24 protein-coding genes and 1 tRNA gene are annotated in these 24,532 nt (G+C 61.3%); 11 read left to right on the top strand and 14 right to left on the bottom strand.

Annotation, left to right across the window (positions count from 1 at the left end; genetic code table 11):
- Window positions 1-40: 40 nt before the first annotated feature.
- The 5 genes from ACVIIW_RS00365 to ACVIIW_RS00345 all read right to left on the bottom strand — a co-directional run bounded on the left by ACVIIW_RS00365 (window position 41) and on the right by ACVIIW_RS00345 (window position 6,004).
- Window positions 41-1,522: an ATP-binding cassette domain-containing protein gene (locus tag ACVIIW_RS00365; RefSeq protein ID WP_456698917.1), complete on the bottom strand. Its 1,482-nt coding sequence runs from the start codon at window positions 1,520-1,522 to the stop codon at window positions 41-43.
- Window positions 1,522-2,448: a branched-chain amino acid ABC transporter permease gene (locus tag ACVIIW_RS00360; RefSeq protein ID WP_456698916.1), complete on the bottom strand. Its 927-nt coding sequence runs from the start codon at window positions 2,446-2,448 to the stop codon at window positions 1,522-1,524. Before ACVIIW_RS00360 ends, ACVIIW_RS00365 begins: the two co-directional genes overlap by 1 nt.
- 1 nt (window position 2,449) lies before the next feature.
- On the bottom strand, window positions 2,450-3,325 hold the full coding sequence (locus ACVIIW_RS00355; protein WP_456698915.1) for a branched-chain amino acid ABC transporter permease: 876 nt from the start codon (window positions 3,323-3,325) through the stop codon (window positions 2,450-2,452).
- A 104-nt stretch (window positions 3,326-3,429) separates the two neighbouring features.
- Window positions 3,430-4,674: an ABC transporter substrate-binding protein gene (locus ACVIIW_RS00350; protein ID WP_456698914.1), complete on the bottom strand. Its 1,245-nt coding sequence runs from the start codon at window positions 4,672-4,674 to the stop codon at window positions 3,430-3,432.
- Between the two features lie 226 nt (window positions 4,675-4,900).
- Complete coding sequence (locus tag ACVIIW_RS00345) at window positions 4,901-6,004, bottom strand: NAD(P)/FAD-dependent oxidoreductase (RefSeq protein ID WP_456698913.1); 1,104 nt, start codon at window positions 6,002-6,004, stop codon at window positions 4,901-4,903.
- 245 nt (window positions 6,005-6,249) lie between these two features.
- Between ACVIIW_RS00345 and ACVIIW_RS00340 the strand changes: the two genes are divergently transcribed.
- The 5 genes from ACVIIW_RS00340 (at window position 6,250) to ACVIIW_RS00320 (ending at window position 11,401) form a co-directional block, all read left to right on the top strand.
- Window positions 6,250-6,498 (top strand): hypothetical protein, encoded by a 249-nt coding sequence (locus tag ACVIIW_RS00340; RefSeq protein ID WP_456698912.1) that lies wholly within the window; start codon window positions 6,250-6,252, stop codon window positions 6,496-6,498.
- A 1,114-nt stretch (window positions 6,499-7,612) separates the two neighbouring features.
- Entirely contained in the window at window positions 7,613-9,175 is a 1,563-nt protein-coding gene (locus tag ACVIIW_RS00335; protein WP_456698911.1) for a 2-isopropylmalate synthase, read from the top strand.
- A 182-nt stretch (window positions 9,176-9,357) separates the two neighbouring features.
- The gene (locus ACVIIW_RS00330; RefSeq protein ID WP_456698910.1) at window positions 9,358-10,359 is read left to right on the top strand and encodes a TRAP transporter substrate-binding protein; all 1,002 of its coding nucleotides are present in this window, start codon (window positions 9,358-9,360) and stop codon (window positions 10,357-10,359) included.
- Window positions 10,360-10,551: 192 nt separating this feature from the next.
- The gene (locus tag ACVIIW_RS00325; RefSeq protein ID WP_456698909.1) at window positions 10,552-11,157 is read left to right on the top strand and encodes a Spy/CpxP family protein refolding chaperone; all 606 of its coding nucleotides are present in this window, start codon (window positions 10,552-10,554) and stop codon (window positions 11,155-11,157) included.
- Between the two features lie 168 nt (window positions 11,158-11,325).
- A tRNA-Lys gene (locus ACVIIW_RS00320) sits at window positions 11,326-11,401 on the top strand.
- A 184-nt stretch (window positions 11,402-11,585) separates the two neighbouring features.
- Here the strand turns inward: ACVIIW_RS00320 and ACVIIW_RS00315 are convergent.
- The 8 genes from ACVIIW_RS00315 to ACVIIW_RS00280 form a co-directional block, all read right to left on the bottom strand.
- A complete protein-coding gene (locus tag ACVIIW_RS00315) occupies window positions 11,586-11,810 on the bottom strand; it encodes a hypothetical protein (RefSeq protein ID WP_456698908.1) in 225 nt (74 codons plus the stop codon).
- 9 nt (window positions 11,811-11,819) lie between these two features.
- The gene (locus ACVIIW_RS00310) at window positions 11,820-12,776 is read right to left on the bottom strand and encodes a nucleotidyl transferase AbiEii/AbiGii toxin family protein (protein ID WP_456698907.1); all 957 of its coding nucleotides are present in this window, start codon (window positions 12,774-12,776) and stop codon (window positions 11,820-11,822) included.
- Window positions 12,777-12,817: 41 nt separating this feature from the next.
- On the bottom strand, window positions 12,818-15,040 hold the full coding sequence (locus tag ACVIIW_RS00305) for a S8 family peptidase (protein ID WP_456698906.1): 2,223 nt from the start codon (window positions 15,038-15,040) through the stop codon (window positions 12,818-12,820).
- Window positions 15,037-16,269, bottom strand: coding sequence for an AAA family ATPase (locus ACVIIW_RS00300; RefSeq protein WP_456698905.1), 1,233 nt, complete (start codon window positions 16,267-16,269; stop codon window positions 15,037-15,039). The genes ACVIIW_RS00305 and ACVIIW_RS00300 overlap by 4 nt, the downstream gene beginning before the upstream one ends.
- 117 nt (window positions 16,270-16,386) lie before the next feature.
- Window positions 16,387-17,244 (bottom strand): HesA/MoeB/ThiF family protein, encoded by an 858-nt coding sequence (locus ACVIIW_RS00295; protein ID WP_456698904.1) that lies wholly within the window; start codon window positions 17,242-17,244, stop codon window positions 16,387-16,389.
- Complete coding sequence (locus ACVIIW_RS00290; protein WP_456698903.1) at window positions 17,241-17,822, bottom strand: hypothetical protein; 582 nt, start codon at window positions 17,820-17,822, stop codon at window positions 17,241-17,243. The genes ACVIIW_RS00295 and ACVIIW_RS00290 overlap by 4 nt, the downstream gene beginning before the upstream one ends.
- A complete protein-coding gene (locus ACVIIW_RS00285) occupies window positions 17,741-18,073 on the bottom strand; it encodes a hypothetical protein (protein ID WP_456698902.1) in 333 nt (110 codons plus the stop codon). Before ACVIIW_RS00285 ends, ACVIIW_RS00290 begins: the two co-directional genes overlap by 82 nt.
- Window positions 18,070-18,780 carry a multiubiquitin domain-containing protein gene (locus tag ACVIIW_RS00280; RefSeq protein ID WP_456698901.1) on the bottom strand — a complete coding sequence of 237 codons (711 nt, stop codon included), beginning with the start codon at window positions 18,778-18,780 and terminating at the stop codon, window positions 18,070-18,072. The genes ACVIIW_RS00285 and ACVIIW_RS00280 overlap by 4 nt, the downstream gene beginning before the upstream one ends.
- A gap of 162 nt (window positions 18,781-18,942) precedes the next feature.
- Here ACVIIW_RS00280 and ACVIIW_RS00275 point away from each other — a divergent pair, with 162 nt between their 5' ends.
- Together ACVIIW_RS00275 and ACVIIW_RS00270 are read left to right on the top strand one after the other, a co-directional pair.
- Entirely contained in the window at window positions 18,943-19,338 is a 396-nt protein-coding gene (locus ACVIIW_RS00275; protein WP_456698900.1) for a helix-turn-helix domain-containing protein, read from the top strand.
- Entirely contained in the window at window positions 19,325-20,146 is an 822-nt protein-coding gene (locus ACVIIW_RS00270) for an ImmA/IrrE family metallo-endopeptidase (protein ID WP_456698899.1), read from the top strand. The genes ACVIIW_RS00275 and ACVIIW_RS00270 overlap by 14 nt, the downstream gene beginning before the upstream one ends.
- 103 nt (window positions 20,147-20,249) lie before the next feature.
- On the opposite strand, the gene ACVIIW_RS00265 is transcribed toward ACVIIW_RS00270, so the two are convergent.
- The gene (locus ACVIIW_RS00265; protein WP_456698898.1) at window positions 20,250-21,017 is read right to left on the bottom strand and encodes a S1 family peptidase; all 768 of its coding nucleotides are present in this window, start codon (window positions 21,015-21,017) and stop codon (window positions 20,250-20,252) included.
- Window positions 21,018-21,266: 249 nt separating this feature from the next.
- Here ACVIIW_RS00265 and ACVIIW_RS00260 point away from each other — a divergent pair, with 249 nt between their 5' ends.
- The 4 genes from ACVIIW_RS00260 to ACVIIW_RS00245 all read left to right on the top strand — a co-directional run bounded on the left by ACVIIW_RS00260 (window position 21,267) and on the right by ACVIIW_RS00245 (window position 24,319).
- Window positions 21,267-21,866, top strand: coding sequence for a DUF6088 family protein (locus tag ACVIIW_RS00260; RefSeq protein WP_456698897.1), 600 nt, complete (start codon window positions 21,267-21,269; stop codon window positions 21,864-21,866).
- Window positions 21,859-22,863 (top strand): nucleotidyl transferase AbiEii/AbiGii toxin family protein, encoded by a 1,005-nt coding sequence (locus ACVIIW_RS00255; RefSeq protein WP_456698896.1) that lies wholly within the window; start codon window positions 21,859-21,861, stop codon window positions 22,861-22,863. Before ACVIIW_RS00260 ends, ACVIIW_RS00255 begins: the two co-directional genes overlap by 8 nt.
- A 90-nt stretch (window positions 22,864-22,953) precedes the next feature.
- Window positions 22,954-23,676, top strand: coding sequence for a hypothetical protein (locus tag ACVIIW_RS00250; RefSeq protein ID WP_456698895.1), 723 nt, complete (start codon window positions 22,954-22,956; stop codon window positions 23,674-23,676).
- Window positions 23,660-24,319 (top strand): hypothetical protein, encoded by a 660-nt coding sequence (locus ACVIIW_RS00245; RefSeq protein WP_456698894.1) that lies wholly within the window; start codon window positions 23,660-23,662, stop codon window positions 24,317-24,319. Before ACVIIW_RS00250 ends, ACVIIW_RS00245 begins: the two co-directional genes overlap by 17 nt.
- Window positions 24,320-24,532: the final 213 nt, after the last annotated feature.

Raw genomic sequence — 24,532 nt, 5'->3', positions numbered from 1 at the left:
TTTTTCCGTTGTTGATAGTTTTTCGGTTGTTGATACGTGATTAGAGAAAATCGGCGCCGGCCTCCGCGGCGAAGCGGCCGGGATCGCCCTCCCAGACGATCCGTGCGTGCTCCAGCACATAGACGCGGTCGGCGTGCGGCAGCGCGAAGGTGACGTTTTGCTCGCCGAGCAGCACGGTGATCGACGTGGTCTGCCGCAGCCTCGTGAGCGCCTTGGAGAGCAGCTCGAGGATGACGGGCGCGAGGCCCAGCGTCGGCTCGTCCAGGATCAGGATCTGGGGCTGCATCATCAAGGCGCGGCCGATTGCAAGCATCTGCTGCTCGCCGCCGGACAGTGTCTGCGCCATCTGGCCCTGGCGTTCTCTGAGGATCGGGAACAGCTCGAACAACCAGGCGAGCTGCTTCGCCCTTGCGTCGTCATCGAGATGCTGGCCGCCGAGATCGAGATTTTCGCGCACGCTCATCTCGCCGAACAGCTCTCGCGATTCGGGGCACTGCACGAGGCCGCTGCGCGCGATCCTGGCGGGGCTCGTGCCGCGCAGCTTCTCGCCGCCGCGCACGATTTCACCGGTGTAGGGCAGGAACCCGGAGATGGTGTTGAACAGCGTGGTCTTGCCGGCGCCGTTGAGGCCGACGATGGAGACGAACTCGCCCTCGTGAATATGGATCGAGACATTCTCCAGCGCCTGCGCCTTGCCGTAATGGACGCTGACATTCTCGACCTGCAGCAGCGGCACCTTGTCCTTGAAGCTGGTCTCCGGCCGGGCATGGGTCTCGATGGCGCCGCCGAGATAGACCCGCCGCACCGTCTCGTTCTTCATGACCTCGTCGGCCCTGCCGGTGACGATCTCCTCGCCGAGATACATCGCCAGCACGCGATCAACGAGTGCCGCGACGCTCTTGACGTTGTGATCGACCAGCATCACCGCACGGCCCTCGTCGCGAAAACTGCGGATCAGGTCGGAGAACACGTCGACCTCGGCACGGGTCAGGCCGGCGAAGGGCTCGTCGACCAATACCACCTTCGGATCGCGCGCGATGGCTTTCGCGAGCTCGAGTCTTCGCAAATCGGCAAAGGGCAGCGTCGGCGGGCGGCGATTCATCACGGCTCCCAGGCCAACCCGGTCGGCGATCCATTTGGCGCGCTCGACCAGCGCCTTGTCCGGGAACAGCATGAACAGGCTGTCCGGCAGCAGCGCCACCATGATGTTCTCCAGCACCGTCTGCCGGTTCAGCGGCCGCGAGTGCTGGAACACCATGCCGAAGCCTTTGCGCGCGATCTTGTGCGCGGGCAGGCCGGCGACATTCTCCCCTTCGAAGATCACGTCACCTGATGTCGGGCGCTCGATGCCCATCACGCTCTTCATCGCGGTGGACTTGCCCGAGCCGTTCGGCCCGATCAGGCCAAAGATCTCGCCCGCATTGACGTCGAAGCCGAGATTCTTCACCGCGGTCAATCCACCGAAGCGTTTGGTCAGGCCGCGGACTTCGAGCACGGGCCGGTTGGAAAGCCTCTGATCCATTACGAGCGAGCCTCGCGCGAGAGGGCCGCTCCGAGAAAGCCGCCGGGGAAGAACAGGACGACGAGCAAGGCGACCGCCGAGACGATGAAGGTCGCGAGCTCGCCGGTCGGCCGCAGAAATTCGCCGGCCACGATCAGGAAGATCGCGCCGAGCGCAGCGCCCAGCACGGTGCGTCGGCCGCCGAGCACGGCGGAGACGATCACGTTGACGCCGACCGCGACGTCAACCACGGTGCCGACCGAGGCGGTGCCGAAATAGAACACCAGCAGCGCGCCCGACAATCCAGAGAAGAACGCGCTGACGACGAAGGCGGCGAGCTTGTGCTTGACGATGTTGAAGCCGAGCGCGCCTGCTTGCACCGGATCCTGGCCGCTGGCTTGCAGCACGAGGCCGACAGGCGATTGCGACAGCCCGTACAGGATCGCCGCCGAGATCGTCATGAAGCCGAGCGCGATCCAGTAGTTGGCGCCGGCATTGATGGTGATGACGTCGGGGATGGTGAGCCCGATCTCGCCGCCGGTGAGATCGGCGAACACGACGACGAAGTTCTGCAGCATCAGGACCGCGACCAGCGTGGTCAGGCCGAAATACGGCCCGCGCACGCGCAAGGCCGGCAGCGCCAGCACGAGACCGGCGATGACGGAAGCGAGCGCGCCGAGCACGATGCAGGCGTACACCGACCAGCCGAACTGGGCATTCAGGATGCCGGCGGTGTACGCGCCGACGCCGATCAGGAACGTCGGGCCGAAATTGACTTCGCCCGCGAAGCCGAACAGCAGGTCCCAGGCCATCGCGAACACGCCGAAATAGAACGCGACGGTGAGGAGGCCGAGCACATAGCCGGAGACATAAAGCGGCAGCGTCGCCGCGACGATGACGAGCGCCAGCGAGACGAAGAACAGGCGCGAGGTAAAGAAGCCAGCCATCTCAGCGCCTCCCCAGAAGGCCCTGGGGCCGGATGTACATCACGAACACGAGCAGCAGCAGCGCCGGAATGGTGCGGTAGGCGGGCGAGACCAGATAAGCGGTCAACGTTTCGAGATAGCCGACAACGAAGGCTGCGATCAGCGAGCCGGAGACGCTGCCGAGGCCGCCGAGCACGACGATCGAGAACGCGCTCGCGGTCAATGGCCCCACGCTGTAGGAGCTGACCCCCAAGAACATGCCGAGCAGCACGCCGGCAATGCCGGCGAGGATGCCGTAGATCGTCCAGACCACGATGTAGATGTTGGTGAGCTCGAGGCCCAGCAGCGTCACGCCGCGGGGATTCATGGAGGCCGCCAGCACGGCCTTGCCGGTGCGGGTGCGGTTCACCAGCAGCCACAGCAGTCCGATCACGAGGCAGCACACGATCGCGGTGAAGATCTCGTTTGTCGGCGTGCGGACGCCGAGGATGTCGACGACGCCTTCGACGATCGGCAGCACCGTCTTGGCGTTGTTGGTGAAGAAATAGGCGATCAGCTCCTGGATCATGATGCCCCAGAGCAGGGTGCCCGTGAGGACGAAGATCTCCTTTTCCTCATTCGGAATGCGCCGGGAGTCCTGAATGGGCTTCACCACCGCGAAGTAAGTGGCGAACGCCGTGAGGAGCGCGACACCGACCCCGATCAGCGCGCCGGCATAGGTGCCGACGCCGAGGATGCTGGCGGCGGCCCAGGCCGCCACCGCTGCCGCCACCATGATCGCGCCGTGGGAGAGGTTGAGCACGCCTGAGACGCCGAAGATCAGCGTGAAGCCGGTGGCACCGAGAGCGTAGAGAGCGCTGATGGCAAAGCCATCGATCAGGATCTGGAAAGCTCGCATCTATGATTGGCCGGGTGGCAGCCTGGCTGCCGCTTTGAGGAAAGGTGCTGCGGGAGGGGCCGCAAGTGGAAGCTCCCGGGAGGTCGTCCCGGGAGCGTCTCCGATCAGTTGCTGAGCTTGATGAAGCTCGGGAACTTGATCTCGGTCTTGGCGACGTCCTTGGGCCAGACCGCGATCTGCTTGCCGTCCTGCCATTGCAGCATCAACCCGGTGATCAGGCCCTTGCCGTATTTGATCGAGTGAGTGAACGGATCGTCCTTGCCGTAGAATTGGACGCGGCCGATCGTGCCTTCCCAGTCGGTCTTCTCCAGCGCATCGACCAGCTTGTCGGCGTCGGTCGAGCCGGCGCGCTTCACGGCATCGGCGAGGTAATAGACCTCGTCGTAGGCGGTGTAGCCGGCATAGGAGGGATAGTTGCCGAACTTCTTCTTGAAGTTTTCCGCGAACGGCACCGACTTCGGCGTCACGGCCACGCCGGGCCCGGAGACGCCCTGGTAGAGCACGCCTTCGGCCGCCTGGTTGGTGTCCTTGGCGAAGGTCTCGTTGGTCGCCTGCGACGAGATGCCGAACATCGGGATCGGCACCTGCTGGTTCTTCCACTGCACCGTCGGCTGCACGCCGACATGGGAGATGCCGGTGATGATCACATCCGGCTTCGAGCCTTCGATCTTGTTGAAGATCGGGGTGAAGTCGGTGGTGTCAGGCGAGAAGCGGATGTGGTCGAGCACCTTCAGCCCGATCTTGGGCAGGCACTCCTCGTAGCCGATATCGAGCGGCTTGGTCCAGGCGGCGTCCTCGCTCATGATGACGGCGGTCTTCATGTGCAGCTTGTCGACGAGCAGATCCTTGGCGCCGTCGCAGACCGAGAGCGCCAGCGCCGCCGAGGTCAGATAGCCGTGGAAGGTGTACTTGTTCTTCTCGTAATCGGCGTGGACGCTCTTGCTGATCTCGTTGGAGGCCGCACCCGGCGTGACGAACGGCGTCTTCAGCCGCGCCGCCCACGGTTCCAGCGCCAGCACCACTTCGCTGATATAGCTGGCGATGACGGCATTGACCTTGTCCTCGTTCACCGCGCGCTGAAACGCGCGAACGGAATCTGCCGAGGAGGAGTGATTGTCGTAGCCGATGATCTCGATCTTGCGGCCGTCCACGCCGCCCGCGGCGTTGATCTCTTCGGCGGCGAGCTGCGCCGCCTGCGGGATCGATGCGCCGGCAATCGCCTGCGCTTCCGCGATCACGCCGATCTTGATCGGATCGGCCGCAAAGGCCGCACCTGAGGCCGCCAACAATGCGCCCGCCGCGGCCGCACCAAACGCACTTCGCAATGCACCAGAGAGTGCTTTATTCATGTTGTTATCTCCCTTCACTCAAGCTTCTTTGAGCAATTGGGGCGGACTATAACGGCGAGAGCATCCTCGGCAAGTAAAACTGTATTCAGGATTGTACGATGGGGACTAAAGTCTAGCTGCGCAAATATCGGGCACGGCAGACCCGGTATTCCGCACCCAGGCATGCAGATTTCGTCGGCGGGCATGCGAGTGTATCGCGGGTGTGCAAGGCAGCCGTCACGCAGGCTCAGCGCGCTTGCAGCAACGATGGGTCGAGCGGTTGAAGCCGGCCCGGGTCGAATGGCGCGAGGCTCACGTCTCGTGTCACGCCATCCATGATCAGCTGCGCCAAGGCTTCGCCGGTGGCGGGCGCATTCAGGATGCCCCACACATTATGCCCGGTGGCGACATAGAGCCCTTCGCTTTCCGGTATCCGGCCGATCAGCGGCAGGCCGTCTTCGGTCACGGGGCGGAAGCAGGCCTGCTGCGCCATGATCATCTCCGGGCGAAACAGCGGCGACAGCCGTTCGGACATGGCTTGCAGGCGCACGATCGCATTGCTGTCAGGCGTCACGGTCGCCGGATCGAGGGGCAGCGGCGCGATGTCGGAGAGCGCGGTGATATGCGCGCTTCCATCGGCGCGTGGAAACACCTCGATCGACGCCGCGTCGCCATCGATCTCGGTTTCCAGGAACAACGCATCGGCGGGTGCGTTGGGGCCGAGGTCGTACACGATGCTCGGGCTGCGCTGTCCATAGACAGCGGGCAGGCTCATCCATTGCGCCGCGAGCAGCGACCACGGTCCCATCGCGATCACAACGGCATCGGCTTCGATGATGCCGCCGTCGATCTCGACACCCTTCGCGCGCCTCCCATCCGCATCGCGGACGATGCCGATGACGCGGTCATGGCGAAGCTCGGCGCCATCTGCGATCGCCGCATTCATCATCGCCAAGGTGAATTTCCTGGGATGAACGATCGCGGTCGTCTCGGTCGTTCCGATGCGCTGTGCGATGACGATGCCCTCGCTCAGCCAGTCGAGCACGGACGGCGCATTCCGGCGCGGGTCGCGATCGGGCGCAACATAGCCGCTGTACGTGCTCATCGGCCGATGGCCCCAATCGCCTGCAATCTCTTCCGGCAATTGCGCGTGAAGCGCGAAGCTGCGACGTGCCAGCGCATCGAGCGGCGTGCCGGCGCACCAGTCCCGCGCGAGGAAGCCGCCAGCCTTGCCAGATGCCGCGGCTGCGATGTCGGTTCGCTCAACCACGATGACGTCGACCCCGCGACGACGCAGGAAGTAGGCCGTGCAAGCCCCGATCACGCCGCCGCCGCAAATCACAACGCGCATGGATTCGACATCGATGGTTCCTCTCTCAACGACGATGCTATCCGGACAATACGGCGCCGGCGAGGTCCGGCGGCGCCGCTGACTGTTGTCACGGACGATGCCGCACCATTCGCGCATGGCTGTTCCGCTCGTGCAGGAGGCGACCCATTCGTGTCGTGCTCGACCGGGCCCCAGTTTGGGCCCCGTCAAGCCTTGACCTCGCCCCTATTGCTGCGCAGAAGTTTTTGGACGAAAGGTCGCAGCCAATGGTGCAAGGTGTCATCACACTGATCGTGTTGCTCGGGACCGCGTATGCGGCCGGCTATGTCACGCGCGATTTCAAGTCCCGCAAACGGCGTGCCGCGGCTCGCCGCTCGGGCGGCTACACGCAGTCGGACTGGCTGAGCCCGACCGTGCCCGCGAACACCAACGACACTCCGCTCCCCGCCCTCGGTGAACTCGGCCAGATGCTGGATCGCTGGGAGACCAGGGCCCGCACCCGCCGCGTGGGATAACCCGACCTACCAGGAATTGCACGGGCGGACTGGCAAACAGCCAAGCCTTGGTCAACCACCTCGCACCAAAATATTCCGCTTTACCGAAATTCGGATTTGTCGTATGTGTCGCCGATCCTGATCCGGCGAAAAGGGGCGGTCGTACGTCGTCACGAGCCGCGGATCGGGCTGCGGTGGACGTGGGCGGCGCCGTCGCGGATGTGAGTGGCAGGGCGGGGCAGTGGATTGAGCCGAGCCTCGTGAGCACCTCGCAAGCCGCGTCGGACGAACGGCGCCTGTCCGGCCAAGCCCTTGGGCGAAGCGGGATCTGCCTGCGTACGGCAAAACCGTGTGGTCCTGGCCGTCGTCGCTACGGTCAAGTCTTGCGGATGCGGCTTCGGCGCCAACCGGCGCGGTGCCGGTAACTTCCGTAAGGCGAGGGAGGCCAGAAGGAATTCGGCTCCCGGGAGAGCACGGCATAAGCCGTCCGACCACCGCGCAGGGAAGGCCGTGTGTTCGGCCGCACCTGTATGCTGCTGTGCGGTCTCCTTGCGCTACGCTTTCGCGCAGCAGACCGTGGGTGCGAGGTCGGCACCCGGCCTTCCCTGCGCCCTTCTGTCGAGGGCGTGACGAGACGAGCAAAACTCGGGCGCAACGCGCCGCGGGAAGGCGTAGGTGTGTCTGATGTTTCAGAGTTCATCTCAGGGGGAGCATTCTCGTGCCCCGGGTCGCAACGCAGCGCTTCCGCGTTGCAGCGCGTCCTGGACACCGAGGCAACCAGGTCAGTTCCCCTGACCATCTTTTGGCGTTGCAGTTGCTGCCATTTCTCGTCTAGAACGACCTCACTGGGCCTCCCGGCAACCAGCCGTCAACGGTTTTGATCGAGGATCGGGGCTCAAAGGGTCTGGCAATGCTGATTCGCGGCCAAATTGATGGGATTTCGGGGGAGGCGGCACTGGCCGCCGCCACGATCCCGGCCGTGCTGCTGCCCACCCTCCTTCTTGGCGGGCTTCTTCTTACTTGCCCCTGAGGGCCGGCTGGGCGCAACGCGCCTGGGCGCTCAGGGGTTGGTCGAGATCACCGGATACCTCAGGCGCCCGGCAGACTGGCGCGAAAGCTCAAAAGGAATTTTGCAATGGCCCCCGCGAACAAGTCCGATAAGGACCGCGTCATCATTTTCGACACCACGTTGCGCGACGGCGAGCAGTGCCCCGGCGCTACCATGACCTTCGAGGAGAAGCTCGAGGTCGCCGAGCTGCTGGATGACATGGGCGTCGATGTCATCGAAGCCGGCTTCCCCATCACCTCCGAAGGCGACTTCCAGGCGGTCAGCGAGATCGCCCGCCGCTCCAAGAATTCGATCATCGCCGGACTGTCGCGCGCCCATCCGGCCGACATCGACCGCTGCGCCGAGGCGGTGAAATTCGCCAAGCGCGGCCGCGTCCACACCGTGATCGCGACCTCGCCGCTGCACATGCGGGTGAAGCTGAACAAGACCCCGGAGGAGGTGATCGAGACCTCGGTTGCGATGGTCGCGCGCGCCCGCAACCAGATCGACGACGTCGAATGGTCGGCCGAGGACGGCACCCGCAGCGAAATGGACTATCTGTGCCGCATCGTCGAGGCCGTCATCAAGGCCGGTGCGACCACGGTGAACATCCCCGATACCGTCGGTTACACGGTGCCGGAGGAATACACCCACTTCATGAAGACGCTGATCGAGCGCGTGCCGAACTCCGACAAGGCCGTGTTCTCCGTGCACTGCCATAACGATCTCGGCATGGCGGTTGCGAACTCGCTGGCCGGCGTCGTCGGCGGCGCGCGTCAGGTCGAGTGCACCGTCAACGGGATCGGCGAGCGCGCCGGTAACGCCGCGCTCGAAGAGATCGTGATGGCGATCAACGTGCGCAACGACAAATTCCCGTACTGGAACAAGATCGACACCACGCAGCTCACCCGCGCCTCGAAGCTGGTGTCGGCGGCGACCTCGTTTCCCGTCCAGTACAACAAGGCGATCGTCGGCCGGAACGCGTTCGCGCACGAGAGTGGCATCCACCAGGACGGCGTGCTGAAGGATGCCTCCACCTACGAGATCATGCGGCCCGAGATGGTCGGCCTGAAGCAGTCCTCGCTGGTGCTCGGCAAGCACTCCGGCCGCCATGCCTTCGTGCACAAGCTGGAAGAGATGGGCTACAAGCTCGGCCCCAACCAGCTGGAAGATGCGTTCACGCGGATGAAGGCGCTCGCCGACCGCAAGAAGGACATCTATGACGAGGACATCGAGGCGCTGGTCGACGAGGAGATGGCGGCCTCGCACGACCGCATCAAGCTGACCTCGCTGACCGTGATCGCCGGGACCCATGGCCCGCAGCGTGCGACCATGAAGCTCGACGTCGAGGGCCAGATCAAGATCGAGGAGGCCGAAGGCAACGGTCCTGTCGACGCGGTGTTCAACTGCATCAAGCGTCTCGTTCCGCACGAGGCCAAGCTCGAGCTGTATCAGGTCCACGCGGTCACCGAAGGCACCGACGCGCAGGCGGAAGTCTCGGTGCGGCTGTCGCACGACGGACGTTCGATGACGGCGCGCGCCGCGGATCCGGATACGCTGGTGGCCTCGGCGAAAGCCTATCTCGGCGCGCTCAACAAGATCGTCATGAAGCGCCAGCGCGACACCGTGACGACGGCTGCGGCGAGCTGACGCGGCTTGCTTCGCCTCTTCCGTTTGCGGGAGAGGCGGCTTTGTCGTTCATCATGAATGGCAGCCCTGCGAACGACCGATAGCGGCTCAATGCGCGAGTCGCTATTGATGCTCCCGGCTTGGGGATAGACGCCCGCGTTGGGCGGCCCGAGAGAACAACAAGAGAATAACAGGGAGAGATCATGCGCACCTTCGCGATCGCGGCGTCCATTGCGGCATTGACTTTGAGTCTTGCCGGCCCCGCCAGCGCCGACCCGATCATCATCAAGTTCAGCCACGTCGTCGCGACCGATACGCCGAAGGGCAAGGCAGCCGAGAAATTCAAGGAACTCGCCGAGAAATACACCGGCGGCAAGGTGAAGATTGAGGTCTATCCGAACTCGTCGCTCTACAAGGACAAGGAAGAGCTCGAGGCGCTGCAACTCGGCAGCGTGCAGATGCTGGCGCCGTCCAATTCCAAGTTCGGACCGCTCGGCATCCGCGAGTTCGAGGTGTTCGATCTGCCCTATATCCTCCCTGACCTGAAGACGCTGCGCAAGGTGACGGAAGGCCCGTTAGGGGCAAAGCTGCTCAAGCTGCTCGAGCCGAAGGGCATCACCGGTCTTGCCTATTGGGACAACGGCTTCAAGGAGATGAGCGCCAACAAGAAGCTGGTGGCGCCGAGCGATTATCAGGGCGTCAAATTCCGCATCCAGTCCTCGCGCGTGCTGCAGGCGCAGTTCAAGGCGCTCGGCTCGCTGCCGCAGGTGATGGCGTTCTCGGAGGTCTATCAGGCGCTGCAGACCGGCGTGGTCGACGGGCAGGAGAACACCTGGTCGAACATCTATACCCAGAAGATGCACGAGGTGCAGAAGTACATCACCGAGACCAACCACGGTTACATCGGCTACGTCGTGATCGTGAACAAGAAGTTCTGGGACGATCTTCCGGCCGACGTCCGCGACCAGCTGTCGAAAGCAATGAAGGAAGCGACCGACTTCAACAACGCGCAGTCGCAGAAGGAGAACGACGACGCGCTCGCCGAGATCAAGAAGAGCGGCAAGAGCGAGATCATCAAGCTCACGCCGGAGCAGGACGAGGCGATGCGAAAGGCGATGGAGCCCGTCTACAAGGACGCGGCAAGCCGCGTCGGCCAGCCGTTGATCGACGAATTCCAGAAGGAAGCCAAGAGCACGACGAACTAGTCTCGACCTACGACGATGAGGCTTCCGTGCGGTTTGCACGGAAGCCGCTTGTTGCGAATGATTTCCGGTTCTGGCTGAACCAAAATTCACGGCCGTTACATCTTCGTTAGAACGCCCTCTCTGTCCAAGTTGTAAGTTGCGCCTTGGCCCCGGGCACCTCATCTTCAGGGCACCCTTCCAAAGGAGGTTCGTATGAGGAAGTTCACCATCGCCGCCATCGCCGTGCTCAGCATCGCCGGCTCGGGAGCGGTCTATGCCCAGTTTCATCGCCCGTGGATGGAGCACTTCCGCCACATCCGCATGAACCCGGAAGACCGCGCTGCCATGGTCGACGCGCGGATCGCCGCCGTCCATGCCGGGCTCAAGCTCAATGCCGACCAGGAGAAGCTGTGGCCGCCGGTCGAGGCCGCCGTGCGCGACTTCGCCAAGCTGCGGCTCGACCGCGCCAATGCGCGGATGAACGCCGGTCCAGGGGACGCGGACAGGGATGGCGACAAGCCGGATGACCCGGTCGCCCGCTTGCGCCAGCGCGCCGACGACATGGGCGCGACCTCCGCAGCCCTGAAGAAGATCGCCGACGCCGCCGATCCGCTCTACAAGACCCTCGACGACGGCCAGAAGCGGCGTCTTGCCCTGCTGACCCGCCACCGCGGCCCCTTCGGCGACGGTGAGGACGGCCCGCGGCACCACTTCATGGAGCGCGGCATGGGCCGCATGATGGAACGTGGCATGGACCACTTCCGTGGCGGCGATCATTTCGACCGCGATAACGGCCCGGATCGGGAGGGGCGTCTTTGAGCGTAACGGGATTCCGCGGGAATTAACCCTGGAGAAGCCGCTGGAAATCCAGCGGCTTTTCGCGTTTCCGGGGCTGTGGAAGAAGCTTGGAAAACATGCGTCGCATCGCTTGCCATATCCGGATCGCTTTGCTAAACGACCGGCCTCGCAAGGCATTGACCGCCTTTCGGGCGCATAGCTCAGTTGGTAGAGCAGCTGACTCTTAATCAGCGGGTCCCAGGTTCGAGCCCTGGTGCGCCCACCAAGTCTTTCAAGGACTTACCCTCGCGAACCGTTTGAGACGACCGAACTAAAACGGTTTTTCAAACGGTGCTTTTCTCGATCCTTCCGGACGTCTATTCCCGACAATGTGATCGGCGGAAGCGGCTTGCGCTTGTCGTTCATTTGTCCTCCCGAAGCGCTTGATGGCCTCATCGCGCCGCGTGACCTCAAAACATAACCTGATCCCGCGGTAAGAATGATCGGTTGGTCGCAGTGATGTTTCTGAGTTCGTCAGAGAAGAAGCTTTGGATGCCAGGTCCACTCGTGCGGCCACCGGTACGATCATAGGCCCAGAAATATTCGAAGCCCCGGTTGTCCTTTTTACGCACCTTGTATTCGAGCTTATAGGGTTCCATGAGCCTCCGGACGCCGTGATAATCGGCTTCGATCATTGTAAGTGATCACCCTGCTTCAATGATGACTTGCCTCGCGGCGGGAATAAAGCTCCCGCCGTAGCCGAAGGCGCGTACCAAGGAGGGCCGGACACCGCCGCCGATAATGCGGGGAGCTACTACCGGCTCGAGTAACCCGAAGAGTTCTTCGATAAGAGAACCGAAGCGCCCTTGTATCATGTCAAACGTGATGCGGCTGGCTTTTGGCGTCACAAGATCATCCCAAAGGCCGCGGAAGAGCTGAAGCGGGACGGCAAGCAATTGCATTCGCGCTTGTTGCGCTTCGGCGTCGTAGATGGACTTTTTGAGAAAGGTGCGCACGACCTCGGCGCGGCTGACCGGAAAGTCTCCGCTGAATACGATCGAGTAAAACAGATCGAACAAGTCCTGGGCTTTGCGTCGAAAAAGAAGCGTGGTCAGTTTCGCTGCCAGAAGCTCTTCGAGTTTTTGGCAGCGGATCGGGCTCGAGCACGCCGCTTGGTCGGAATAGGGGTGTAACAGCGGCCGTGTCTGGATCGGCAGGTAAGGCTTTTCGAATTCGCTAATATCTAGATGCGAGCGCAGGGTTACGCTCTCTTCCGCATAGAAGCCTTTGAAATAGATACGCACTTCCAAGGCCTGGACGCCGGGGATCTTCAGATTCTTCTCGGCGACGCGTGTCCGGTCCATCGCGAACTGAACGCCGCTTCCGGCCTTAGCGGCTTCGAGGATTTCGCTCAGATCGGCATACAACTGGTTCTCATTGAGCGCATTCTCGCAGGAGAAATCCAGGTCTTTGGAATATCGTGTGCCCGGAAGGTATCCTTTGCGTATGCCGTTGCCGCCTTTCAGGACCAAGAGATTCGAAAGACGCCGATGCGCGAAGATCTCGCGCAAGAGCCATCCGTGGACGTAATCCCGCTCAACGTTCTGCGGAGAGATGTCGAGTTCGTCAGCTTTTTGCTCGATTTCCGTATCGGTAATCATGGCGCTGCCGTTTGTCCTGAAGTGGCGTGCGTCACAAACGCTCACACTTTGACCGGAACCTCAATCACCGGCCGGAGTGCTTCAAGCTGTCCGGCGTATTTGCGGATGATGCGGTCGTACAGGTCGCCAAGCTGCTTCGCATGGACGCTGACGATCAAGGCATACGGCAATTTTTCTTCCGGTGCGAAATTCTTCCCGCCGAGACGCGCGTTGTAGTGAATGTCGAGTACGGGATTCCGCATATTCTTGCCCATAATGCCGATGCTGGTGTGCAGACAGTTTTCCCACTTCCACGCATCGCGCCGCAGCTCATCTTCCATCAAGCCGCTTTGGGTCTTACCGAAGAAAGTCTTGCTGTCGGCATGCACCTGCTCAGGCTTTTTCCGCTTCTGATCGTGTGGCCGAAAGGTTGGTTCAAGACCGGCCCGCGTGTAGTTGCCGGGATGATGCGGATCAACGCCGGTCGGGTAACACAGGGTTGCGGTTATCGTGACTTTACCGGGGATTGGGACCGATGGCACCGGAATGGGCGCGCGGATATAGCGCGTGGGCGCGATGTCACCCTGGTAAACAACGCGGATAGTGTCGTCATCACATATCACGATGTCCTGCACGGACCTCGCCACCCGGCCACGCCCGACATCTTCGCAAGCGAAGTCGCTGCCCTCCGCCGTATGGATTAAGAGCGCGCGGATGGCGAGCATGCTCAAGCTGTCGCCAAAGTGAGCCCGGACACCGGCGGCGAGGCGCAACGCTGACGGTGAGGCGAAGGATGTGCCCTCGGTCGCCTCGAGGCCGCCGGCCGCAACGTCACTGACCACGATAAAAGGCCGCTTCAGGCAGCCGCCGAATTCCAAGAAGTCCGGCTTTACGAGACCGGGGCTACGGCCCGGCCCAACTGAGCTATAAGTGCACCGCTGCCATGGCGTTTCGGGGTTATCGCATGCACCTACCGCGAGCGCGTTGACGCAGTCGGCCGGCACCTGAATGCGGTTGAGTTTGTCCTTGGCAGAACTGTCGCCGTCATTGCCAACCGCGATCGTCGCCAGTGTCTTGCCTTTGGACAAGCGATCATCGAGCACAGCCGTCCAGGCGTGCACGTCATCATCCTCGATCGGCAGTCGAGGCCCAATACTGAGATTCACGAGGTCATAATGCTTCTCGACCAGCACCTGGTCGATCCGACCAAGGACCTCATACAATTCATGCGGATTCTGACCCGGCGCCGTGTCCAGAACGCGATAGTGATCGACGCCGGCGTAAGGTTTGCCGAGCGCCTTGGCAGGATCAATGTGGCCGAACAGGAACGCAGAGGTCACGCCGACGCCATGCTTCTGAAAGTCAGGCATCGTCTTACCAATGCCCGATGGCTCGATGATCTTCACCCAGCGCGTCAGCGGATGACCTTTCGGAATCCCGCCGTCGAAGATCGCGACACGGATTTTGGGATCAATTGGAGCCTTCGTTGGCAAGACGATGTCGTCCATGGATACCCGTGACGATCTGAACGTCGGCCGTAGCATCCGCAGGGTCGGCATCTGGCGAAGAGCGCGAAGCGGCGAAAAGGTTGCAATATCATCGGCAAGCTCGGCTGGGGCTTCCAGCTCGACGAAGCAAAGCCCGCCGGCCGAGAACTTGCGTTCGAGGTCCTGGTCGATGCCGATTTCTTCCAAATACGCGCGGAACATCGGCACCACGCCGTTCGACATGCTTCCCGCATCACCGTGGAGCACGGCTTCGAACACGACCTTTCCCGCCTTGGGCAAGCGGCCCTTGATCTTGTCGTGAGCCGATGGCGCGGCGACCTGCTCGATGGTCGCGAGTTCGTCGGCGCCGCTGCGCTCTTCATCCCATTTCGGCAGCGACGCACGCCATGCGCGGAATGCCGACCGCGGCCCCATGACGAACAACTCGGTGGTGATCGCTTCTTCCGGGTCGCGGCCCTTCGAGCGCCGTTCGGGCGTGATGCGCCGAGGGCGGCTGCCGACAGCTTCAAGACCCAGCGTATCGAGTAACTTCTCGGGGAAATATGATTTCGCAATGTACTCGGGATTGAGGGTGATCGTTGCAACGGCGCGGTCGCCTGGGCAGGCGTTGTCCGGCAAATGATCGATACCGCGCACCGCGCGGGCGAGCATGGGCGTAATACGCTCTCGCGCTTGCGTGAAGGTGTAGGGATGGCTCTTTGGTCCGCCTCCGCGGACACCCAGAACGTCGCCGACGAGGCGCTCGCCCTTGCCGATCAGGAAATTCCGCTTGGTCATGAGCTGTCCTTTCTGCTCGGTCGCCGCGCCAACTTTTTCTTACTGGGCTTTGTCTGGCGCCGGATCGCGTCACGCGAGACGCCGGTCAACTCCCTTGCCTTACGCTGCGAGGTCAGGCCCTGCTCAACCATTGCCGCGGCTACCTGGATGCGCTTTCTTTTGGCGATCGAGCCATTCGCCAACAGTCGGCCGAACTGCTCATCCAGCGGGATGTCCTCCAGCACCGCCGTCCGGCGCGTTACCGAGAGGTCGCGTTCGATGTCGCTGAACGAGCGGCCGGCGAAGGCGACGCCAAGCAGTTGGCTCCATTCGCCGACAGCCGGGAAGTGAGGCGCGAGCATGCCGTCGATGAAACGGCTGATGGCCGCGCGATCAGGCAACGGAAATTCAATATGCAATTCAAAGCGCCGCCAGATGGCCGGATCGAGCAAGCCGGGATGGTTCGTCGCCGCCAGCAAGACGCCGGAGGCCGGCCAATCGTCGATCTGCTGAATGAGAACCGTGACGAGGCGCTTGAGCTCGCCGATCTCGCCGTGATCGTCACGGCGCTTTGCAATGGCATCGAGTTCGTCCAGAAGCAGAACGCAATCCATGGTCTTGGCGTATTCGAGAACCTGCCGCAGATTGCCGCCGGTGCGGCCGAGCAAGCTGCTCATGACGGCGGCGAGGTCAAGGATGAGCAGCGGGCGCCCGAGCTCGCGCGCCAGCCAGCGGGCCGCCATGGTCTTTCCGACACCGGGCGGGCCGAGAAAGAGGGCGGCGCGCGTCGGATCCAACCCGGCCCGCATCAGCTTCTGTGGATGGCGACGTTCCGCGATGATCTGCCCTAGCGCCTCGGTGACGTTTGGCGCGAAGATGGGCTCGTGATCGGGCTGCGGCTCGAATTCAACACGCAGGAGGTGAAGACGCGAATCCAGATCGACTGGCACAGGAATGTCCGCCTGCCGAAGCGGTGAAGCCTGGGTCGGCAGTTCTTGCAACAGCGACGTCAATTTGTCCGATATCTGCGGGAGCGAGGAGGAATAACGTTTTGCAAACCGCCGCAGGATAACCTGGACGTCCTGCGTGCGGCCCGAGAGCGCGATGCGTGCGAGTTGGAGAAGGTCAGTCTCGATTTCAGTCTTTTTCTTGGGCTCGGTCATGTCCACGATCATTGCAATAAAGGCGGGTGGACCAACGTAGAGCCGGGCGGACGATTTTTCAAAGACTGTTTCAAAAGTCGTCCGCATGACTATTTTATCTAATAAATTCCATCACTTGTATGTGGACGCGAATTGGACGCCAACTGCGCAGGCTGAGGCGGCCGATCCACCCCTTGCTACCAATCGATTCTAGGCCCCGCGCAATCACGGCGCGGTGGAAGCCGGAACAGCCGGCGCGGCTCTCGGCGCGAACGTCTGCTTGCGCACATCGAACAGCGGATCGCCGGTCTCGTTCGCGGGGTGATGCGGGCACACATGGTCCTTCAGCAATTCCATGCGCTTGTTCGGGGTAACGGTGCCCTTGTTGCCGTCATAGTCGAGATAGACGAAGCGCGGCGGGTGAGGGTACCAGGGCGTGAGAAGCTGGGTGAGCAAGCCGACCGCGGTCGACGCCAGCACGCCGTTTGACCATACGACCTGGGGCCGCGAGCCGGCGGCGCCATAGCGCGCGGCCTCTTGTGCCAACCGCTCGTCAGTGATGAAGCCGCAGCACCTCATGCAGGGACATCCCGGCATCGACAGGATCACTTGGCCACTGACAAGAAACCCCTGCTCGCCGAGATCGTGAACGTCCATCCCAATATCGATGTAGGGGATAAGGTGACGGCGCGCGAAGCGTTCGAGCTGCTCGCGCTCGCGCATGCCGTCAACCGCGCCGATGATGACATCGCACAGCCTCAAATCATCCACCGCCGAGAGCCAGTCATCCTGCACGGGGACGATTCTGGCGTTGGGGTTCAGGCCGCGGATCAGGCGCGCGGCGATCTCGACCTTGGACCGGTTCGCGGCCACATCGGCCAGCGTTCCGCCAATGAGGCGGTTGGTGTTGGTGTCCTCGATCGATTGCGGATCGGCGGGGACGTAGCCGCCAACGCCCATATGTGCGGTCTGCTGCACCACATGCGAGCCACCGCCACCAAGGCCAACGATGCCGATGGTGGCAGCCTCCAGCACGGCGTCGCTGTTAGCCCCAAGGAAACTCTGGCGATCAAGGCGGCTCATGCGGCCCTCCAATCGCGGATCGGCATGCCGACCTCGGTGAAATGCGTGATGAAGGGGCGCGGCCCGGCGCGGCCGACCCAAACTTGGCCGAAAGCAGCGGTGTCGCTCAGGACAATGGCGCCGTGTACGCACTGCGGCACCACCGACACGAAGTTCGGAACGAATTTGGCGTTCTCGCGGTTGTCGACGCCGCTAAAGCCTGGAATGCCGCGGCGACCATGGGTGTGCACATGGAAGATCGCGGTGCCGCTATCCATCGCCTGCTGCCGCGCGCGGCGGATCGCCTGCTCGCTCATCATGGCGCCGACGCCTTCGGCACGCAGATATTCGTCGTCGCGCAGAGGCTCGTAGCTGCCCGCGAGGATCAGCAGTTCATCATGTGCCGCGGCAAGCCCGGCGGAGATAAAGCCAACGCGCTCATGCGCAAACTCGTGCGGCCGGCGCAGGTCGTCTCGGATGGCGCCCAGCAGCGCGGTCGTGATCTTGAAACGGATGTTCATTCGACAGCCCTCAAATGTGCGAGCAGCATCTGCGTCCATTTCATCGACGCGGGCACGTGGTTCCAGGACGGCGCCCACCAGTTGCGCTCGACCACACGAAACTGCTTCCAGTTTGCGCCACGCCCGGCGATCTGTCGTTCGAAGAAGAGCCGCGTGATGTAGCCGGAATGCTCGAAGGGGACGAGGAGCAGATCCATGGTCTGGCTCTGTCCCCCTGAGGTGAAACTGAAGGAGGGCAGCATGACCACCGGCTGGCCGCCCTCCGGGAGGAGGACGGCGCTGTCGTGCATAGCCTTGAGACCCGCGAACTCCTTGGCCTTGTCGCTCACGAGGAAGCTCCGCAGGGCACCTGTTCGAAGAACTTCATGCCCGCCTTCACCTTGAGTTTCTCGCCCGGTTTCAACGGTGTGAGCTGACCTTCGTGGCTGATGTATTCGAGCACGTAGCCGTCCTGCACGCCGAACAGCTTCTTCAGCTCCTCGGTGGTGTAGGTGCCGCGCGGGATCTCACGCGGCTCGTTCTCGAAGAACACCGTGATCAGCCGCTTCTCGGTGTGCAGGTGTTCGGTGCCACCATGACCGAGATCGAGCACGTCCATCGGGCTGAGATCGATCTCCGCACCGTCACGATCGAGCACCAGCACCTCGCCGTCGTGCACGTGGCCAATCGCGCGCAGCTCCGGCTCTGTCACCTTCTCCGTGCCCCACTCATAGCCGTGGCCGTTGAGCGTGTAGCGGAAGATGCGGTCAGTCTTGAAGGCGCGGAACTCCTCAGTGCCCGGCAAGCGCAGATCGAGGGTATCATCCAGCCCGATCGAGCGGCTGCTGTGACCCATCAACTGGATCAGGGCGTAGTCGCCGGCCGGCTTGAGGTCCGCCTTGTTCAGGATGTGCTCGCCTTTCGGGGCGGGATCGCTGAACTTCACCGTCACGCCGTTGACGCTGGTGAAGAACTGGCCATCCGTCCCGGGAGCCCGCGCGTCCTGGCCCTGGCCGCCGTGATCGCGGCCTTCGCCGCCGCTCGTTACATTTTCCATGAGTTTACCTTCCGTAGGTTCTTGCGTCCGACACCATGCCGGGTGACTGTCGATAAGATAAGGTGGCATGCTAAGAATATCAAGCATTTTCCAAGCATGCTTGACTTTCCTAGCGGTTGCGTCTAAATCATTCGATGAATCAATGACTTTCAGGAGGGAGTGATGGCAGACGACGGCGAGGAGCCAGAGGTCAAGCTCACGCTCGGTCAATATCTGGCCTCAATTCGTAACGACCGCGGGTTCTCGCAGCGCGAGGTCGAGAGGGCGACAGACAAGGTGGTGTCCAACGCGTATCTGAGCCAGATCGAGAACGATCAGATCAAGCGCCCCAGTCCGAATATTCTGAATGCCCTCGCCGAACTTTACGCCGTTTCGTACGAGGACTTGATGGAGCGAGCCGGTTTCGTAGTGCCGACGCGCGCGCGTCGAGGCCCGCAGGAGCGCCACGGCCGCGTCGCGACGTTCGCCGAGCACAATCTGACCGCTGAGGAAGAAGCCAAGCTGATCGAATTTCTCGGTTATCTAAGGAGCAGGAAGAAGCCTGGTGGTTCAAGCTGACGATAGTAGTCTCGACCCCCACGAGTTGCGCGCCGTGCAGCTTGCGGCACGGCGCGCTCTCGACCGCGCCTCAGGATGGGGCGTTTTTCCGACACCTATCGGCGACATTCTTGATGCCGCGGACATAAAGATCGCGCCGGCGAGCGCCTTCGACCCGCGCCGCATCATGGAATTTCTGATTGGTAAGGCGGAGCGCACCGCTGCCGTTGTTAAGTCAGCCATCTCCAAGGTGTTCGGTATTTGCGATGCCGACGAAGGCATCATCCACATCGATCACACCGTTCGCGAGTCGAAGCAAAATTTCCTCAAGCTTCATGAGGCCGGCCACCTCGAGCTTCCAAGCCACCGTAAGATTTTCCGCATCTTCCAAGACTGCGAAAGAATGCTGGATCCCGATACTTCGGATCTGTTCGAGCGCGAGGCGAACAATTTCGCCCGCTATGTGATGTTCCAGGGCGATGCATATCGCGACATGGCCGCTGGCCACGCACTCACTATCAGAACGCCGCTGAAGCTCGCCAGCACATTCGGTGCATCCGTCTATGCTTCATGCCGTGAGTTTGCGCGCACCAATCATCGCGCCTGCGCGGTCTACGTGTTGGAGCCGATCGCCTATCATCCGGAGACGGGATCGCAGGCCGAAGTGCGGCGCATTGAGGTCTCGCCGTCGTTCGCGCAACGGTTCGGGGGTGCCGATGGATACGGTCATCACGCGGCGGCATTCCCTCGGTCGCGTGCTTCCGATAGGGCGGAAAATGACGAAGGCAACTCCGATTTCGATGACAGACCTGAACGGTCAGGCGCATGAATGCTTGGCCGAAGCCTTTGACACCACCTTCAATGTGTTGCTTCTGGTTTATCCTGTTAAGGAGCTCACAGACGCCTTCGCCTAAACAAGCCGTGCAAAATCGTTAGTCTTCATCACGAAGGCGGCCTGCGATAATTTCGTCGATCAGATAATCACCCCAGACCATTCCAATTTGGGCTTCAAAGGATTGGGCGGCCAGACGCCCGGAATATATGCCGACGAATTTGCTGCGCGCATATTCATCGACCTCCGTTCGGCCATCATCGAAAAGATGGTAGCCCCAGGAGCGGACGATGACCGGCGCGCCGGACATGCCGGGCCGCGACGCTGTATCGATTAGCATGTAGTCGCCCGACATCCGGATGAGATCCGGCTCGCTGGCGATACTTCCCCGCTTCCAGATGGGATATCCCGGAGGCTCAATGCCAAATGGATATCCCAGTATAAAGCAATCCATCCCGACTCCCACGAAGAGGTCCGGATCTTCAGTACCGTTTATAGGGTTTAACGCAAATACTGGGTCGCTGCCGTCATAGGGGAGCGGGAGCACGGCAACGTCGGCCCGTCGGCTGCTATGTACAAACCAATGCGGCCTGTTGTCGTCATCCCGTATTGAGATCAGGTGCTCTTGTTTTCCAAATTGTTGAAAGCCCACGTTGAACAGAACGCGAAGCTTGTTCGGTCGTGCTCCATGATCGTGCAGGTTTTCGCCGGTCGGAAAGCGGCGGCATGTCATCACGTGCCAATTCGTCACGAGGTAAAACCGATCGTCACGCTTCCAGATGAAGCCCGTGCCGTTGCCCAGACTCTTTTCGTTGAAGAGCTGTTGGATTGGCACGGTTGCCAGAGAGTAGCGATCTATTCGGGTCATTCGGGCCTCTGCTGCTCGATGGGCGCCCCACAATAAAGCTTCCATCGCGTTGCGTTAGCAAGCGACTGGCTTTGGAAAGCCCGAATTTCGTCGGGTTCTCGGACCGCGTAAATAGCTCATTCTGAAAGTGCTAAGAATATCAAACATGTCCACTAAGCTGCTGTTTTTGCTTAGCTAGCTTGATCGACGCTTGATAAACCTTGCATGCTGTCAGAAATGAGCCTATATTTCTGACACTTGGAGGAGACCATGCAGACCGTTGCCGAGCGTATTTTGAGTTATGCCCAAGCACTTCCAGAAGGCACTTTGATAGGTGCTAAGGAAGTCTTGCATTTGGGGAGCCGCGCTGCGGTCGATCAGGCTCTGAAGCGTCTCTCCGAACGCAACGAACTGATGCGTCTTGCTCACGGGCTCTACGCCCTGCCCGTGAAGACACGTTTCGGCATGCGCGCGCCGGCGGCCGAAAAGGTCATCGAAGCGCTTGCTTTGACGCGTGCGGAAACGATCGTTCCACACGGTGCCGCGGCCGCGAATAAACTTGGTCTCACAACGCAAGTGCCGACCAAGCTCGTCTATCTGACGTCCGGTCCAGATCGTCAGTTTCGTCTGGGAGCGCAGACGGTGGAGATGCGGCATGCTCCTCACTGGATGCTTCTGCCGGCAGACTCGATTGTCGGACAGGCCATCCGGGCTCTTGCCTGGCTCGGCGAGCGAGAGGCAGGCGAGGCCCTCAAGGTGTTGAAGCGCAAGCTGCCCGAGGACACATTGCGGGATCTCGTCACGCTGCGCCGTGCGATGCCACCGTGGATGTCGAAATCCGTCAGCCAGTCTCTTCTAAATCATGGCTGAATCCTACCTGACGCTCTCTCGCGACGAGAGGCTTGAGGCGCTTGGCGTCGCCGCCACCGCCTCAGGCCGCCCGGTCCATCTGTTGGAGAAGGACATCTGGGTCGTATGGGCGCTGCAGGGGTTGTTTGAATCCGAATTGGGTGAGCACCTCGTCTTCAAGGGAGGCACGTCGCTCTCCAAAGGCTATGACGTTATCGAGCGATTTTCGGAAGATATCGATCTCACCTACGATGTCCGCCAGATCATTCCTGAACTTGCCACGGGGGACCCTCCGATACCTACTACGCGAAGCCAGGCCGACAAGTGGACAAAGCTTGCGCGCGAGCGGCTCACCGCGTGGGTCAAAGACAAAGCGCTCCCCGTCCTACAGAAACACGCAGCCGCTACGGGCGTCGATGTCATGTTCCGTGTCGAAAACGATGTCATCTTTGTCGATTATGACCGGCTGACCACCGACTCAGATTATGTGCCGCCCTGGATCAAGCTCGAATTTGGTGCGCGTTCGACCGGCGAGCCGTCCGAGACGAGAGAGGTTACGTGCGACGCGGCACAATCCCTGCCCGAACTCGAATTTCCCGTCGCTGCCCCGAAGATCATGCTCCCCAAACGTACCTTCTGGGAAAAAGCAACAGCCGTCCACGTTCTATGTGCGCAGGGTATCGCGGGCGATCGTGTGTGCCGCCATTGGTACGACCTCGTGAAGCTTGATGATAACGGCTATGCACAGGCCGCCCTCGATGACAAGGCGCTAGCGGGTGAAGTAGCCGATTGGAAGAGCAAGTTCTTTCGCGAGAAAGATCACGCGGGCAACGTCATCGACTATCACGCTGCGGTATCCGGCAAACTTCAGTTGATTCCTGACGAAAACATGCGCAAGGACCTTGAAGCCGACTATCAGAAAATGGTCGACGCTGGACTATTCCTTGGCGAACCCGAACCGTTCGAAGAGCTCATGAAGCGTTGCGAGGCTCTTCAGCAGCGCGCAAACAGCAAGTAAGGCCGGCGAGGCATCTTGCACCCTGGATCCAGCCCCGACTCTCACTCCCCGAAAAATCAAGAGCACCATGGCGCTTTCCTGAGATGACCAATGCTTGATGCTTATGTGAGGAAGAGCGCCCGGTTGCCAACCGAAGCCAGCGATGGCCGCAGGGTCATTGAGGATGTCATCACATCCACTCTGTTCAGCCCGCTGAAATTCATGGCCCCAGAGCAGGCCGGAATTATTCTGTCCTGGATCAGCGGACCTCAGCACAAAAGCGTGGACGTCGAGAGCATTCAGTTCTGGCGACGTTTTCGGGTGGACGAGAGGTCGGCCAACGAACACACGATTGAGCCGGACTTGGTCATCGACGGCCGCATAAGTGACGCGTTGTTCCGTTGGATCATCGAGGTGAAGTGGGATGCTGTCCTGCTTCTTCAGCAGGTCGAGGATCAGGTGCGGTTCTGCGCGAGAGACAACGCAACAAACCTGCACATCTCTCTGATCAAATCAGCCGAATTTGCCGTGTTCGAGTCTTCCAAAACGACGGTCATCCAATGGAACGAGCTGCTCCGTTGCCTTGGTGAAGTGCTTCACTCCAAGGAGGCCCGTGGGGCGAGCCTCCTGTGGTGCCGGGACGCTATCGCGTTTCTGGAGAAGCTTGGGGTTGGCATCTTCGCAGGATTTGAACACCTGGCCTTGTCGGCGGTGACAATCGAAACCCTGGATCTTTCTCCGAGCAAAGAATTTTCGCTTCTCGGTCTGATCGATGTCACCCCGGCCATTCTTTCATTCCGGGCTCATGAGGCTGATGATGTCCAACATCTATAATTCGTTCCTGAATGTCGTAAAAGTTACGAGCGAGCTATCGTCCCTGCAACAAACGGCGCGCGAGTTGTTCCGTGCACCCGACGGCTTCGCACTGTCCTCATTCAATTGGACACCGCATGAGGCCTGGGCTGAACGCGATTGGATATGCATTTGGGCCGCGATAGGCGCCACCGTGTTTGCTGCCGGACCGAAGAAGAACAAACCTATTGGCCGCTTACTTATCTGCATGGATCTGTTTCGCCAGACGCCGCCGGCGGCCACCAGGCCTATTCTGCCTCACGCGACAGAGAGCCTCCTTACCTGCGTCTTCATTGCCGGGGGATCAATCACCGACAAAACATACGACGTGGAAAGCTTGCAATACAGCACGGACGGTTGGCCCCTCTGGGCGGACATGTTCGTCGCACACGAGGATGGTAAGCTGCTCCAGTATCTCGATCCAGCCGAACAAGATCCTCACGACTGGAGAAAAAGCGCTTGGCTTTTTGCTGTGCCTCTTTCCGCCATCTCGGACAGGGCACAATTCCGCACCGAGCTGGTTGAGCCGTTCTGGAATATCATCTCCAATAAGGCGGACGGGACCTTGTTTTCGAAAGCGAGCGCCGCCTGCCGATTTCCCCTCCCTCGCGCCGTCACAGAGTGATGTACGACGGCGATGGGCTTACTGATCGGGCCCGAGAGCCCGGTTTCCTCGTGCGAAGATCTGATGGGCTCCTGCCCCGGGATACCCGGAAAAGGGATGGGCACTCTGGCAGGACGGGCAAAAGATTATGATTTGCCGAAATGTCACTTGTGCCGACAGGCAAAACAGTGGTTCATAGGGTGCTGGTTCAACGCGGAAACCAGTCCATGTCGA

The organism is Bradyrhizobium sp. USDA 4449 (assembly GCF_054056275.1).
Note: the sequence above shows the minus strand (reverse complement) of the source record. Positions and strands in the feature narration are given on the sequence as shown.